General features: G+C 53.2%; 13 protein-coding genes. 11 read left to right on the top strand and 2 right to left on the bottom strand.

What is annotated here, in order from left to right; all coding sequences use genetic code 11:
- Positions 1 to 52: 52 nt before the first annotated feature.
- From F822_RS06790 to pnp, 5 genes are all read left to right on the top strand, one after another.
- The gene (locus tag F822_RS06790) at positions 53 to 850 is read left to right on the top strand and encodes an MlaA family lipoprotein (protein WP_025041336.1); all 798 of its coding nucleotides are present in this window, start codon (positions 53 to 55) and stop codon (positions 848 to 850) included.
- A 217-nt stretch (positions 851 to 1067) separates the two neighbouring features.
- Positions 1068 to 3008 carry a squalene--hopene cyclase gene (shc, locus tag F822_RS06785; protein WP_025041335.1) on the top strand — a complete coding sequence of 647 codons (1941 nt, stop codon included), beginning with the start codon at positions 1068 to 1070 and terminating at the stop codon, positions 3006 to 3008.
- On the top strand, positions 3005 to 3748 hold the full coding sequence (locus tag F822_RS06780; protein WP_025041334.1) for a phosphorylase family protein: 744 nt from the start codon (positions 3005 to 3007) through the stop codon (positions 3746 to 3748). Before shc ends, F822_RS06780 begins: the two co-directional genes overlap by 4 nt.
- Positions 3749 to 3946: 198 nt before the next feature.
- Complete coding sequence (rpsO, locus tag F822_RS06775; RefSeq protein ID WP_025041333.1) at positions 3947 to 4216, top strand: 30S ribosomal protein S15; 270 nt, start codon at positions 3947 to 3949, stop codon at positions 4214 to 4216.
- Between the two features lie 122 nt (positions 4217 to 4338).
- Complete coding sequence (pnp, locus tag F822_RS06770; protein WP_025041332.1) at positions 4339 to 6444, top strand: polyribonucleotide nucleotidyltransferase; 2106 nt, start codon at positions 4339 to 4341, stop codon at positions 6442 to 6444.
- 212 nt (positions 6445 to 6656) lie between these two features.
- Here the strand turns inward: pnp and dksA are convergent, their stop codons facing one another.
- Positions 6657 to 7079 (bottom strand): RNA polymerase-binding protein DksA, encoded by a 423-nt coding sequence (gene dksA, locus F822_RS06765; RefSeq protein WP_025041331.1) that lies wholly within the window; start codon positions 7077 to 7079, stop codon positions 6657 to 6659.
- 760 nt (positions 7080 to 7839) lie between these two features.
- Here dksA and F822_RS06760 point away from each other — a divergent pair.
- The 6 genes from F822_RS06760 (at position 7840) to F822_RS06735 (ending at position 12529) form a co-directional block, all read left to right on the top strand.
- The gene (locus tag F822_RS06760) at positions 7840 to 8223 is read left to right on the top strand and encodes a hypothetical protein (RefSeq protein WP_231623589.1); all 384 of its coding nucleotides are present in this window, start codon (positions 7840 to 7842) and stop codon (positions 8221 to 8223) included.
- A 181-nt stretch (positions 8224 to 8404) separates the two neighbouring features.
- Positions 8405 to 8794 (top strand): EF-hand domain-containing protein, encoded by a 390-nt coding sequence (locus tag F822_RS06755; RefSeq protein WP_025041329.1) that lies wholly within the window; start codon positions 8405 to 8407, stop codon positions 8792 to 8794.
- A gap of 11 nt (positions 8795 to 8805) precedes the next feature.
- Positions 8806 to 9657 carry an HvfB family MNIO-type RiPP peptide maturase gene (locus tag F822_RS06750; RefSeq protein WP_025041328.1) on the top strand — a complete coding sequence of 284 codons (852 nt, stop codon included), beginning with the start codon at positions 8806 to 8808 and terminating at the stop codon, positions 9655 to 9657.
- Positions 9638 to 10393 carry an HvfC family RiPP maturation protein gene (locus tag F822_RS06745; RefSeq protein ID WP_025041327.1) on the top strand — a complete coding sequence of 252 codons (756 nt, stop codon included), beginning with the start codon at positions 9638 to 9640 and terminating at the stop codon, positions 10391 to 10393. The genes F822_RS06750 and F822_RS06745 overlap by 20 nt, the downstream gene beginning before the upstream one ends.
- Before the next feature lie 276 nt (positions 10394 to 10669).
- Positions 10670 to 11308: a class I SAM-dependent methyltransferase gene (locus F822_RS06740; protein WP_025041326.1), complete on the top strand. Its 639-nt coding sequence runs from the start codon at positions 10670 to 10672 to the stop codon at positions 11306 to 11308.
- Positions 11309 to 11335: 27 nt separating this feature from the next.
- Entirely contained in the window at positions 11336 to 12529 is a 1194-nt protein-coding gene (locus F822_RS06735) for a BaiN/RdsA family NAD(P)/FAD-dependent oxidoreductase (protein ID WP_025041325.1), read from the top strand.
- A gap of 157 nt (positions 12530 to 12686) precedes the next feature.
- On the opposite strand, the gene F822_RS06730 is transcribed toward F822_RS06735, so the two are convergent.
- Positions 12687 to 14018: a DEAD/DEAH box helicase gene (locus F822_RS06730; protein ID WP_025041324.1), complete on the bottom strand. Its 1332-nt coding sequence runs from the start codon at positions 14016 to 14018 to the stop codon at positions 12687 to 12689.
- Positions 14019 to 14102: the final 84 nt, after the last annotated feature.

The following is a 14102-nucleotide window of genomic DNA, read 5'->3' as shown; positions in this document are numbered from 1 at the left end:
TATTAAAGTAGCAATGCCTGGAGATTAGCAGTCATGCCTATCTTAATTGATCATGATACATAACTACCGGACAACCGTTCTGCTCGCAATATGTGCCGTATTGTTCGCGGGATGCGCTACCACACGAACGAGCGACTCCGGAACGAGCGACTCCGGTATAAATCCGATTGATCCTAATGAAGAAACCAATCGCAAGTTTTATAACTTCACGGATACGATCGACCGAAACCTGCTGGCGCCAGTTGCTGATGTTTATATAAAATACATACCTGACCCAATGGTGCGTTCGATTGGAAATTTCTATGACAATCTCGCGTACCCGAACGTTATCCTGAACGATTTTTTGCAGGGAAAAGTCCGTCAGGGCTTCCAGGACAGCCTCCGTTTTGTCGTTAATTCAACGGTCGGCCTGGGCGGCTTCTTCGACATGGCGGCGCCCATGGGTTTGCCGCAACATGACGAAGACTTTGGGCAAACACTTGGCGTATGGGGTGTCAATACAGGATCTTATCTTTTTGTTCCTTTGATCGGCCCCAGCACCTATCGTGATGCGCCGGGAATACCTGTAAGTGTTTTCAGCAACCTTTTATTTTATGCGGGCACCTTCGCCAGTAGCGCTATCGTAGGTCCCGTCACGGTTTTAAGCATTATCGACAAAAGAGCAAGGTTATCCGGCCCTATGCGAGTGCGTGACCAGGCGGCGCTGGATCCCTATCTATTTGTGCGAGAGGGGTTTTTGCAACAACGCAAGCATTTGATTTATGATGGAGATCCGCCACCCGAGAGCTACGAAGACCCAATGGACGAAGACCTCGGGCAGAACGTTCCGGAAGCGGCGGCATCGCGCTGAAACCAACGCTCGCAATATGCTTGATTGGCTTGAGGATCGGCCAACATCGATCTCATCGTAAAGCATTTCTCTCCCCCAAGCGCCAAACACGCGTAGCGGCATGGCGCATAGCAAGTCTATGCAGAACACAATATCATGAGTTTCTTTCGTTATTTTCTTATCATATGGATGGATTTCATCCTGAATTCCGCCAGAAACGCGACTTGGCTAAAAATTAATGAATAGATTCGGAGGTACCGCCACATTGTCATCTCAACAGGTTAGCCCAGCCAGTAAGACGTCGCTGGAAGATGGATTGACGGCAGCGCGTGATGCGTTGTTGTCGCTACAGAAACAAGACGGTCATTGGTGTTTTCCGCTGGAGGCGGACTGCACGATTCCGGCGGAATATGTATTGATGATGCACTTCATGGATGATGTCGATGTAGACCTGGAAGTCAGGCTCGCCCGATTTATCCGTGAAAAGCAGGATCTCGAGCATGGTGGCTGGCCATTGTATTATGGTGGCCATTTCGACCTCAGCTGTACGATCAAGGCATATTATGCTTTGAAGATCGTAGGTGATTCGCCCGATGCGCCACACATGATGCGTGCCCGTGCCGCCATTTTAAAACATGGAGGGGCCGCACGGGCCAATGTATTCACCCGCATACTGCTTGCCATGTACGGTCAGCTTCCCTGGCGCGGCGTTCCATTTGTGCCGGTGGAGATCATTTTGCTGCCTCGTTGGTTCCCTTTCCACCTGAGCAAAATTGCTTACTGGTCTCGTACCGTTACAATACCGCTGTCCATTTTATGCAGCTTGAAGGCGCGTGCGGTGAATCCGCGCAAGATTCATGTCCGTGAACTGTTTACGGTGCCTCCGGAGGAAGAGCGTGACTATTTTCCGGTTCGCACTCGTCTCAACCGCCTGTTTTTAATAATTGAGCGTACCGCTTCGCTATTCGAGCCGCTCATTCCACAGGCTCTGCGCCGTATTGCAATACGCCGAGCTGAACATTGGATCGTGGAGCGGCTAAACGGCGAGTGTGGTCTGGGAGGGATTTTTCCTGCCATCGTGAACGCCGGCGAGGCGCTGGCATTGCTGGGCTATGCCTACGATCACCCTTATCGGGACCAATGCCGCCAGGCGCTCCGCGGGCTGCTGGTGGAGGAAGGCCAACGCGCCTGGTGCCAGCCGTGTACGTCGCCCGTGTGGGACACCGTCCTTACCTGCCTCGCCATGCAGGAAAGCGCCGATGTGGATCAAAAGCCCGTCCGTGAAGCGCTCGACTGGCTCATCCCCAACCAGATACTCGATGCGCCCGCGGATTGGCAGGAAGATCACCCCAACTTGCCAGGCGGTGGCTGGGCCTTCCAGTATGCCAACCCGCATTACCCGGATCTGGATGACACCGCAGCCGTGGCGTGGGCGCTATACCAGGCGGATCCTCAAGCTTATCAGGGAAGTATAGTACGCGCTGCGGACTGGCTGGCGGGAATGCAGTCGCGCGACGGCGGCTTTGCGGCCTTCGACTCCGACAATACCTATTATTATCTCAACGAAATACCATTTGCCGACCATGGTGCCTTGCTTGATCCGCCGACCAGCGATGTCACTGCGCGTTGCACCGGTTTTCTCTCATTGTATGGTGAACCCAGGCATAAGCCTGTCGTGGAACGAGGCCTCGCCTATCTGTTTCGCGAGCAGGAACCCTGCGGCGCCTGGTTTGGACGCTGGGGAAGCAATTATATCTACGGCACCTGGTCAGTAATGGAAGCGTTCCGTTTGGCCCGCGTTGATACCGGCCATCTCGCCATTCGCCGTGCGGTGCAGTGGCTGAAGTCAGTGCAGCGCGATGACGGAGGCTGGGGCGAAAGTAACGATACCTACTTCGAACCTCAGCACGCAGGACAGTTCGAGAGAAGTACCTCTTTTCAGACGGCCTGGGCGCTGTTGGCCCTGATGGCGGCAGGAGACGGGCATAGCCATGAAGTGCGCAGGGGCATTGAATACTTGCTGCGTGAGCAGGGCAGTGATGGATTATGGAATGATCCCTGGTTTACGGCACCGGGCTTTCCACGGGTTTTTTACCTGAGATATTATGGTTATACCAAGTATTTCCCGCTGTGGGCGCTGGCCAGGTTCCACACTTTGACGCGGAAGACCTCTGCGTGAGGGAGGTTGGCATCATCACGGCGATGCGGGTGGAAGCTCGATGCATTACCTCGCTCCGTCTGCCCTTCAATCAAAGAATCAGCTTGGGGGAAAGCGCTGCGATCTGGCTCTGCGGGATGGGTGAAGAGGCTGCTCGCGAAGCCGCAGCAGGGCTGAAAATGGGCGGCGCGCGTGCCTTGATCAGTTTTGGATTTGCCGGCGCATTGGATTCCAGCTTGCGTCCGGGGCACTTGATATTGCCTGAGTCCATCCATGCCGGTCAGTCACTACAAGTCGATCTGAGCTGGCGTGACAGCTTGCGGCAATGTCTGCCTGCCCACTTGAATGTTACCGGCGGCATATTGGCTGCGAGCCGGGGGATGTTGACCTCGGCTATTGCCAAGCATGAGCTGGCGCAGGCGACCGGTGCTTGCGCAGTGGATATGGAAAGCGGTGCGGTGGCGGAAGCTGCTGCGCATGCGGGTCTGCCGTTTCTGGCGATACGGGCGATCTCGGACCCGGTCGACTTTTCGCCGCCTCCAGTTCTGCTCGATGCAGTGCGTCCCGACGGAAGCGCCGATCTCGTTCGCCTTCTGCCGCTGCTGGTACGAGGATCTTTAGCTGTCGGCACGCTGCTTCGCCTGGCGATGGGCTCGCGCGCAGCACGCTCCACCCTGTCGGCGGTAGTGCGATATGCCGGCGCGGAAATGGGCGTGAGGACACGCAATTCTGCATCACCTCACGGATATGTGTCAGACTGACAAGCTGGCCAAGTATGATTTTGAGAGGGTACGCAAAGGCGGCTGTGGCTTGCCGAAGCAAAAATGCCCCCTGGCAAACTCGACGTCACCTACCAGCCTGATATTCGAAAATGAAATAAAGTCATCACATTACTTGAGAGTTGGTCCTGTTAAAGAGTAAAATGTCGCCCTTTCCTATTGGGCGTAATGGAGAGCAGTATGGCAGTCAAAACCGAACAAAAAGCGCAAGTGGTGCGCGACTATCAACGAGCAGACGGAGATACAGGTTCTCCCGAAGTGCAAGTGGCTTTATTGACCGCTCGCATCAACGATTTGGCCGGTCATTTCAAAGCGCACGTCAAGGATCATCACTCACGCCGCGGCTTATTGCGTATGGTGAGCCGTCGTCGCAAGCTGCTGGATTACCTGAAGCGTAGCAGCACTGATAGCTATCGGGCGCTGATCGAACGCCTTGGCTTGCGCAAATAGATATCGAGCAGCGGTGAGATGGCAGTGGCATGAACGAAATCGCTGTTTCCGCCAAGCGTGGCCGGAGCTATAGCCGTTGATCTGGCGTCAACCGGCATGATTTTATCGAAAAGGGCAGTTAATTGAAAATCAAGAAAAGCATTACTTACGGATCTCATCAACTAACACTCGAAACCGGGGAAATAGCAAGGCAGGCGCACGGCGCAGTGATGGTTACCATGGATGACACCGTGGTTCTTGTTACCGTGGTGGGTGCAAAAAACGCTAAACAAGGGCAGGATTTTTTTCCACTCACCGTGGATTATCAGGAAAGGACCTATGCCGCCGGTAGAATACCCGGTAGTTTTTTTAAGCGCGAAGGCCGTCCATCGGAGAAGGAAATTCTTACCTCCCGTCTTATCGACCGCCCCATTCGCCCGTTATTCCCAGAAAGTTTTTATAACGAAGTTCAGATTGTGGCCACGGTCCTGTCCTCCGATAACGAGGTGGATGCGGATATACCCGCCCTTCTGGGTGCCTCCGCCGCGCTGGTTCTTTCCGGCATACCATTCGATGGTCCTATCGGCGCGGCCCGTGTAGGCTATATCAATGGCGAATATATCTTGAACCCGAGCACCACACAGCTCAAGCAGACTCAATTGAATCTGGTGGTGGCGGGTACTCAGCGAGCTGTGCTGATGGTGGAATCCGAAGCACTGGAGCTATCCGAGGAAATCATGTTGGGTGCCGTCGTCTACGGCCACCAGCAAATGCAGGTGGTGATCGATGCGATCAGCGAATTGGCTGACGAAGCAGGAGTTACCGCATGGGATTGGGCTCCGGTGTCAAAGGACGCCGCTCTTGCCGAGAAAATTGCCGATTTGGCGGAAAATGACTTGCGCGCCGCATTCCAGCTAAAGCAGAAGCAGGCGCGATCGGAAACCATAGACAATATCTGGAAAAGAGTCTTTACCGAAATGGGTGTCAATTCGGAGGAAGGGCCGGACGCGCAATCCGTAAAGGAGGCCTGCTTTGCTCTGGAATCAAAGATTGTACGAACTCAGATATTGGATGGCGAGCCTCGTATAGACGGGCGTGATACGCGTACCGTCCGGCCGATTACGATCCGTAATGGCTTGCTGCCGCGTGCCCACGGCTCTGCGTTGTTTACCCGAGGTGAAACTCAGGCGCTGGTAGTTGCAACGTTGGGCACAGGTCGGGATGAGCAGAAAATCGATGCGCTGCAAGGTGATTACTCCGAACGCTTTATGCTCCACTACAATATGCCGCCTTATGCGACTGGCGAGACCGGTCGCGTAGGCACGCCCAAACGCCGTGAAATCGGCCATGGACGTCTTGCCAAGCGGGCTTTGGTTGCTGTGCTGCCCACTCCGGAAGAGTTTGGTTATTCTCTCAGAGTGGTATCGGAGATTACCGAATCGAACGGATCCAGCTCCATGGCGTCGGTTTGCGGTGGTTGTCTTGCATTAATGGACGCAGGTGTACCACTGAAAGCGCATGTGGCAGGTATTGCCATGGGATTAATTAAAGATGGCAACAGATTTGCGGTGTTGACCGATATCCTGGGAGATGAAGATCATCTGGGTGATATGGATTTCAAAGTGGCCGGTACCGAAGCAGGTATCACTGCACTACAAATGGATATCAAGATTCAGGGCATCACCAAGGAAATTCTGCACGCGGCACTGATACAGGCAAAGGAAGGCCGCCTGCATATTCTTGGGATTATGAAACAGGCTTTACCCACCACGCGTGAAGATATTTCGGAACATGCGCCGCGTATCATCAAAATAAAAATCAATCCTGAGAAAATCCGTGACGTGATTGGTAAGGGCGGCGCGGTAATTCGCGCGTTGACGGAAGAAACCGGAACCACTATCGATATCACTGACGACGGTACTGTGATGATAGCGTGTATCAGTTCCGAAGGTGGTGAATTGGCAAGGAAGCGCATCGAAGATATTACGGCCGAGGTTGAGGTGGGAAGAATTTACGACGGAACCGTTTTGAAACTTCTGGACTTCGGAGCAATCGTCAGCGTCCTCCCCGGCAAGGACGGGCTGTTACATATCTCGCAAATTGCCAACGAGCGTGTCAATAGCGTTACCGACCATCTCAAGGAAGGTCAGGTGGTACGTGTTAAAGTTCTGGAAGCCGATGACAAGGGTCGTTTACGCCTGAGTATGAAGGCTGTTTCCACCGAGGTCACCGACAACACGGTAACGTAGGTATAGCTGGACAACTTCTTGCGAGAACTGCGGCTCTTCAAAAAGGAGCCGCAGAGCATATACTGCTCTCCATCGCTGGAGGGCAGACCCAACCTGGTTTCCAGGGAATAAAAAAAGCCCTGATCGCGAGATAGGGCTTTTTATCTTACAACAATAATATTCGATTCAACTACATCCGCAGATATATTCCTGTAGAAGCGAGCCGAAAAATATTATTTGGCGACCTGCTTTTCCCTTATTTCATCCAGGGTCTTGCAATCAATACAGAGGGTGGCAGTGGGCCGGGCTTCAAGTCGTTTAAGACCGATTTCTACGCCACAACTTTCACAATAACCGTAATCGCCAGTATCTATTTTTGCGATAGTCTCATCAATTTTCTTGATCAACTTGCGCTCACGGTCTCGGTTCCGTAACTCCAGCGCCATGTCAGATTCCTGACTGGCACGATCGTTAGGGTCGGCGAAAATCGTGGCTTCGTCCTGCATGGTGTGAACCGTGCGATCTATATCTCGTCCCAGCTCAAACTTGATGCCTTCCAGTATATTGCGGAAATGCATCAGCTGCCCGGAACTCATGTAGGTTTCTCCCTTCTTCGGTTTATAGGGACCAGCCTGTTTATGCAGTTCTTGCGGCATATTAATATTCCTTTTCCATTTCTGGTGATCTGTGGTAACACTTACAGAAAAAAACATTATACAGCAAGTAGCTTGACGGTTCGTCTGATGTGGTTTCCGAGAACTTGACCGAGCGTCAGCGTGATCGGTTAACGAGGTAAGTTGAGGCCGTATAATCTTCGCTCTTGAGCTTCAGACGGCTTCCGGCCAATCCGTTTGCATGAAGCCTACCTCACATCGGCAGCGGGAATTCTTGCAGAATTCCCATCGCTTGAATACCCCCAAAAGGAAATAAATAACCCATTAATTTAATGGTCGAGAAACGTTTGTTCTAACCCGGATGTTTCATAAATTGACGCGCGCCCTTGCTGGTCTTTTGTTTCGTATGAAAATTTCGTTCAGTCGGGCGTATGAATAACTACGCCACTCTTTCACAAAATCTCCTTACAAAACAAAATCCTGCGCAGTCATCACGCGAATTCATGAAACATCCGGGCTAGTATGGCAGGTCTTTGTCTTATTTCTCCGTGAAGCGTTGCCATGATCGGACAGGTGCGGCAATTTGTCGCACCTGTCCCAAAATTTGTGCTATGTTTCTTATGGTCATTCTTGTCTTCCGGCGATATTCGCATTATTCAAGAATGGCGGAGGTTGGTTTATATCGGGTATCTGCGTCCGCGTCGAAACCGGTCGCAAAAAAGGAACTGGTCGATAAAAGTCGACGCGACAATCTGTCTTTCGCTGAGTCGCGTTGTAACATCCCTAACATATATAGGAGAACATGATGTCCAACAAAAAATCCCTTATTTCTATCGCCATAGGCTCCGCTTTTGTCGCTACGCTCGGTACTGTACCGGGTGTTTCTGCCGCTGATAATCCATTCACTATACAGCCCCTCGATAAAGGTTACATGGTGGCCGATTCCCATAAATATGGCGAAAAGAAAAGTGGAGAAGGTAAGTGTGGTGGTGAAGGTGCATGCGGCGAAGGCAGGTGCGGCGCGGCTATGGCGGACGCAAACGGTGACGGGAAGATCACCAAGGAAGAATGGACCAAGCATCACGATGCCATGTTTGCACATATGGATACCGACAAGGATGGCGTTATCAGCAAAGATGAGATGAAGGGCAAAATGAAAGACGGCAAGTGCGGTAGCGGTAAATAACTAAAGATACTTTCTGAACTGTTCAGAGTTACTGTCGAATCCGTATCTTCTTTGTTTTGAATGGCCTGGCCCGCTTTCCTGTGCACCATCGCGCGCAGGAAAGCGGGGTTCCAGCTAAGCCAACCCCCAATTCATTCGAATTGTGACATAATATTCCATCCAAAATTCAGGAGAAAATACTGTGCGCAACAAGAAAACCATGATTTCCCTAGCCGTTGGTTCCGCTCTTGCCGCTACGCTTGGCGCCGTACCGCTTGTCTCCGCAGCAGATAGCCCCTTCACCGCTCAATCCCTGGATAAGGGCTATATGCTGGCGTATGCCGATAAGGTAGACCCCAACAAATATGGCGGTGCAGCAAAATCCGGCGAAGGTCGATGCGGCATGTCGATGGTGGATGCCAATAAGGATGGCAAGGTCACCAAGCAAGAATTTCTCAAGCATCATGAAAACATTTTCGACAGGATCGATGCCAACAAAGATGGGGCGGTGGATCAGCCTGAGGCCGATAGCTATGGGGGAACCAAGCCGAGTGCGCCGAATACAGCTCCGCATGCCGGAATGAAGAAGTAATTTTTCCCGTCGTGGAATTCCTGCCACCCGCCAGCGTTGGCCTCGGTTTTCGGCGGGAATTGATCCCGGCATTAAAAACCGGTGTTCCCGATGCCATCGACTTCTTCGAGATTGCTCCAGAAAACTGGATCGATCTTGGCGGCATCCTGGGGCGCGATCTGCACATTTTCACTGAACGCTATCCCTTCGTCTGCCATGGCCTTTCGCTCTCGATCGGCAGTCCGGCGCCGCTGGACGAGGTATTGTTGCAAAAGATCCGTCAGTTTCTGGATCGACACCAAATCCGACTCTACACCGAACATCTTTCCTATTGTTCCGACGATGGCCATCTATACGATCTGCTTCCAATACCCTTTACTGAAGAAGCGGTAAAGTATGTTGCGGCACGGGTTCGCCGCACCCAGAATATTCTGGAGCGACGCATCGCACTGGAAAATGCTTCGTTTTATGTGCAGGCACCCATCGCCGAGATGAGTGAAGCGGACTTTATTCGCGCTGTATTGGTCGAGGCGGATTGCAATCTGCATCTCGACGTCAATAATGTATACGTCAATAGCATCAATCACGCCTACGACCCGATTGAATTTATTCGTGCGATGCCTACCGAGCGCATCGTTTATATGCACATGGCCGGTCACTATAATGAAGCGGAGAATTTGATCATCGATACGCATGGCGCGGACGTGATCGATCCGGTATGGTCATTGCTCGAACAAACTTACCATATTCACGGCGTGGCGCCCACCCTGCTGGAGCGCGATTTCAATATCCCGCCCCTCCACGAACTGGTGCGCGAAGTCGAGCGCATCGGCTTGATCCAGACCCAGCATTACGGGCCGGGCCATGAGTATGCCGCTTCCTGAATTTCAGCGTTTCCAGTACGCTTTCACTGCGCATATACGCAACCCCAGGATAAACCCCTGCCCGCTCGGTATTGACAGGCGGCGCATGGAAATATACAGGAAGCTGGTTTACAACAATCTGGAGAGCTTTCTCCTTACCTGTTTTCCCGTGCTCAATAAAGTGCTGGGAAAACGGCGGTGGACTCGACTCATGCGCAGTTTTCTTGCCACGCATCGCAGCCGTTCGCCTTTTTTTCGCCAGATACCCGATGAGTTCATCCACTTCCTGCAGAGCGAAGAGGCGATACCGGCAAATTACCCGGAATTCGTGCTGGAGCTCGCGCACTACGAATGGGTAGAACTGGCGCTTTCCATTTCAACCCTGGCCCCGGCGTGGGCAGCAATCGACCGGGAAGGTAGCTTGCTGGAACAGCGTCCGGTTTTGAATCCCGTTTTCGCTAACCTTCGTTATAACTGGCCGGTACACCGTATTTGTCCCCGCACACAAGTCACGCCAATAGAAACCTATCTGCTCGTATTTCGCAATGCCGATGATCAGATTCAATTCACCGAGATAAACGCATTTACGTCACGCCTGATAAATCTCCTGGCTTCTGCCGAGCATACAGGCAAAGCGGCGCTTCAAATCGTGGCCATGGAAAGTCGACATCCCTCGCCCGAGGTTGTGATTCGGGGCGGGCTTGAAATCATGCGTGATTTGATGGCGCGTGGCGCGATACTGGGTGTTTCCAAATAATATAATGTCATTGTTTTCCGTACACTACTCAATTGGGTGAGCCATAGCCGCTTGTCCACGGAATAAATCGCGATAATATTTTTATCCCGGATGTTTCATAAATTCGCGTGATGATTGCGCAGGATTTTGTTTTGCAGGGAAATTTTGTGAAAGAGTGGCGTAGTTATTCATACGCCCGACTGAACGAAATTTTCATGCGAAACAAAAGACCAGCAAGGGCGCGCGTCAATTTATGAAACGTCCGGGTTATATCACATTCGATGAGAGTCGCCCGATATGAAGCCAAATTTGCTGGATCTCGGGGAAATCACCGACCTTACGCTGGCTCGCTACAACGAACGTGCCGAGGCTTTCTGGACGGGAACGAAAGACCATGACGTCGGGCAAAATATCGCCGCGCTGCTTCAATATATCAAGGCCGTTCCGCCCTTCAACATATTGGATTTCGGGTGTGGGCCAGGCCGTGACCTGAAGGTTTTTGCAGAACTAGGTCATATCGCAACAGGACTGGAGGGGGCGATGACTTTTGTCGAGATGGCCCGCAGTCATAGCGGTTGCGAGGTATGGCATCAGGATTTTCTCAGGCTCGATTTGCCGGATGGATACTTCGACGGCATATTTGCCAATGCTTCACTGTTTCATGTTCCCACTTCCGAGCTATCGCGTATATTGAAGGAACTTTGGGCAACGCTGAAACCGGACGGGGTGTTATTCAGCTCGAACCCCCGGGGAAATAACGAGGAGGGCTGGAACCAGGGGCGCTACGGCGTATATCACCATATCGAAAGCTGGCGGCACTACCTCACCAATGCCGGGTTCGTCGAAATTACCCATTACTATCGCCCTGCGGGCCTTCCTTTCGAACAGCAATCATGGCTCGCCAGCGTATGGCGTAAAGTGGCAGCATTACGCTGAACACTGAGCATGGCTGCGATACGCCACATGAAATCAAAAAAAGACGTAGTGGTGATAGGTGCCGGGGCGGCCGGCATGATGTGCGCAATCGAGGCGGGAAAGCGCGGGCGGTCCGTTCTGGTATTGGAACATGCAAGCAAGCTGGCGGAGAAAATCCGAATCTCCGGTGGCGGACGTTGTAATTTCACCAATCTCCACACCGGCCCGGAAGCTTTTCTCTCACAAAATCCGCATTTCTGCCGATCGGCATTGTCCCGCTTTACGCCCCAACACTTTATCGCACTGATGGAAAAGCATCGGATTCGCTATCACGAAAAGAAGCTGGGGCAATTATTCTGCGACGACCGTTCCCAGCAAATCATCGACCTCCTGCGGCACGAATGCGATAGTGCCGGCGTCGAGTGGGAAATGCCGTGCCAGGTGAGTAATGTAGGCCTACTCGGCGTCAACGGTTCCAGGTTCGTGCTGGAAACCGACCGTGGCACATTGGCAACGGATGCAGTGGTAATTGCTACCGGCGGCCTCTCCATTCCACAAATTGGCGCAAGTCCCTTCGGATATCGCATCGCGGAGCAATTCGATATCGCGGTTACCCCTCTGCGACCAGGATTGGTTCCGTTGATTTTCGCACCCCAGCAACTGGCCGGTTTTTCAGGAATTCCTGGCGTTGCGCTTGATGCAGTAGTGAGTTGCAATGGCGCCCGATTCCGCGAGAATCTGTTGATCACGCACCGCGGCTTGAGCGGTCCTGCGATATTGCAGATTTCTTCATACTGGCGGCCGGGATTACCGCTGCATGTCGACCTGCTGCCGGATCTCGACGCGGCGGGGTGGCTGCTCGATCATAAACATAGCACCACGCTGCTATCCAATCTGTTAGCGCAGCATCTGCCCCGGCGTTTTGCACGGGTCTGGTGCGAAACGGTCATGCATGGGCAACCAACCGCGCCGGTAAACCAGTACAGTGACAAGCGCCTGAAACAGATCGCCGCACAGTTGCACGACTGGCAGGTTATTCCGGATGGGACTGCGGGCTACAGAAAGGCGGAAGTCACGCTCGGCGGCGTGGATACCCGGGAATTATCGTCCAAAAGCATGGAAGCGAAAAAAGTGCCCGGGCTTTATTTTATAGGCGAAGTGGTGGACGTAACGGGACACCTGGGTGGGTTCAATTTCCAGTGGGCCTGGGCATCCGGGTATGCTGCCGGCCAGTTCGCATAGTTCCGCCTCCATTCGTCACTCCTTCACGAAGCGCATTCTCCGCCGTATCGATACCGATATTTCCCCGCCGTCCCAACGGTTGAAAATGGTACTGCGTCGCAAGTTTCCCCGGATCATCGAGCAACGCTTGGCATACCCCGGAATGGAATAAACCATATCAACGGCCACGCCCGCCCGAACGCTGCAGTGCGGGCATGCGACCGGCAGCGGGTCCCGTAGATAATCTGGCGGATGGCAGCTTGTTACCAGGCTGGCCTCCTCTTCGTTGACTACGTCCGGGGAGTCCAGGCGGCGAGCGGCGCTGTCCCCCGCCACCATTTACGATCGGCTCGGCCTTGATTCGCGGGTCTGGCTCGAAGCCAGCGATAATTTCGCTGGCTAAATCCCGTTTGATCAGCCTTTCGATATCCGTCAACAGCTTGAGCTCGTCCACGCATACCAGCGACACCGCATCTCCTTCCGCCCCCGCCCGCCCGGTGCGTCCGATACGGTGAACATAATCCTCCGCCACGTTGGGCAATTCAAAGTTGACTACATGCGGTAATTCGCTGATATCGATTCCGCGTGCGGCAATATCGGTGGCTACCAGTACCTGCAGGCTGCCGGTCTTGAATTCCGCCAGTGCCCGCGTGCGCGCGGACTGGCTTTTATTGCCGTGTATGGCAAGCGATGGAATGCCGCTCGCGACCAGATGCTCAGCCAGTTTGTTGGCGCCGTGCTTGGTACGGGTGAATACCAGCACCTGCGACCAGCGGTGCTGCTTGATAAGATGGGCAAGCAGGTCACGTTTTCGCTCACGATCCACCGGATGCACGATATGCGTCACATTGGCAGCGGTTGCGTTGCGTGCCGCAACATCGATCATGGCCGGTTGGTTGAGCAAGCCTGCTGCCAACGCACGAATGCCGTCGGAAAAAGTGGCGGAGAACAGCAGATTCTGCCGCTGTGCGGGCAGCAGCATGAGTATTTTTTTAATGTCGCGAATGAAGCCCATGTCGAGCATGCGGTCAGCCTCGTCCAGCACCAGGATTTCAACGTGCGACAGATCAAGCGTTTTTTGCTGCACGTGATCCAGCAGGCGGCCGGGGGTGGCAACCAGAATATCGACGCGGCTCTTCAGGCGGGTGATCTGCGGATTGATATTGACCCCGCCAATCATTATCATCGAACTCAGCTTCAGGTATTTGCCATAGATACGTATGCTTTCCTCCACCTGTGCTGCCAGTTCGCGCGTAGGGACGAGAACTAGCGCGCGTATCGGCGGTCTGCCGCTGGATGGTCCCTTGACGCTCCTGTCCGACAAGCGATGCAGGATGGGCAAGGTAAATGCAGCGGTTTTGCCAGTGCCGGTCTGAGCCCCGGCCATTAGATCGCCGCCCGCCAGCACTGCGGGGATGGCTTGCAGCTGAATGGGCGTTGGATCGGTATAGCCACGTTCAATCACGGCACGAAGGATTTCATCGGACAGGCCGAAGGTAGAGAAAGACATAAAACTCCAAGGTAACATCGGCCTGTCGCCTCGATTGCGAGACGCCAGTCTTAGGCAGACGGATAAGTTCGAAAAACAGAATGG

It is taken from the genome of Nitrosospira briensis C-128 (assembly GCF_000619905.2).
Lineage (GTDB): Bacteria > Pseudomonadota > Gammaproteobacteria > Burkholderiales > Nitrosomonadaceae > Nitrosospira > Nitrosospira briensis.
Note: the sequence above shows the minus strand (reverse complement) of the source record. Positions and strands in the feature narration are given on the sequence as shown.

Bases quoted from the DNA above. Each gene is read 5' to 3' on its own strand.
- F822_RS06730 (WP_025041324.1), bottom strand. From the start codon at position 14,018: ATGTCTTTCTCTACCTTCGGCCTGTCCGATGAAATCCTTCGTGCCGTG.
- F822_RS06745 (WP_025041327.1), top strand. From the start codon at position 9,638: ATGAGTATGCCGCTTCCTGAATTTCAGCGTTTCCAGTACGCTTTCACT.
- F822_RS06760 (WP_231623589.1), top strand. From the start codon at position 7,840: ATGATGTCCAACAAAAAATCCCTTATTTCTATCGCCATAGGCTCCGCT.
- F822_RS06790 (WP_025041336.1), top strand. From the start codon at position 53: ATGATACATAACTACCGGACAACCGTTCTGCTCGCAATATGTGCCGTA.
- F822_RS06735 (WP_025041325.1), top strand. From the start codon at position 11,336: ATGAAATCAAAAAAAGACGTAGTGGTGATAGGTGCCGGGGCGGCCGGC.
- F822_RS06740 (WP_025041326.1), top strand. From the start codon at position 10,670: ATGAAGCCAAATTTGCTGGATCTCGGGGAAATCACCGACCTTACGCTG.
- rpsO (WP_025041333.1), top strand. From the start codon at position 3,947: ATGGCAGTCAAAACCGAACAAAAAGCGCAAGTGGTGCGCGACTATCAA.
- dksA (WP_025041331.1), bottom strand. From the start codon at position 7,079: ATGCCGCAAGAACTGCATAAACAGGCTGGTCCCTATAAACCGAAGAAG.
- shc (WP_025041335.1), top strand. From the start codon at position 1,068: ATGAATAGATTCGGAGGTACCGCCACATTGTCATCTCAACAGGTTAGC.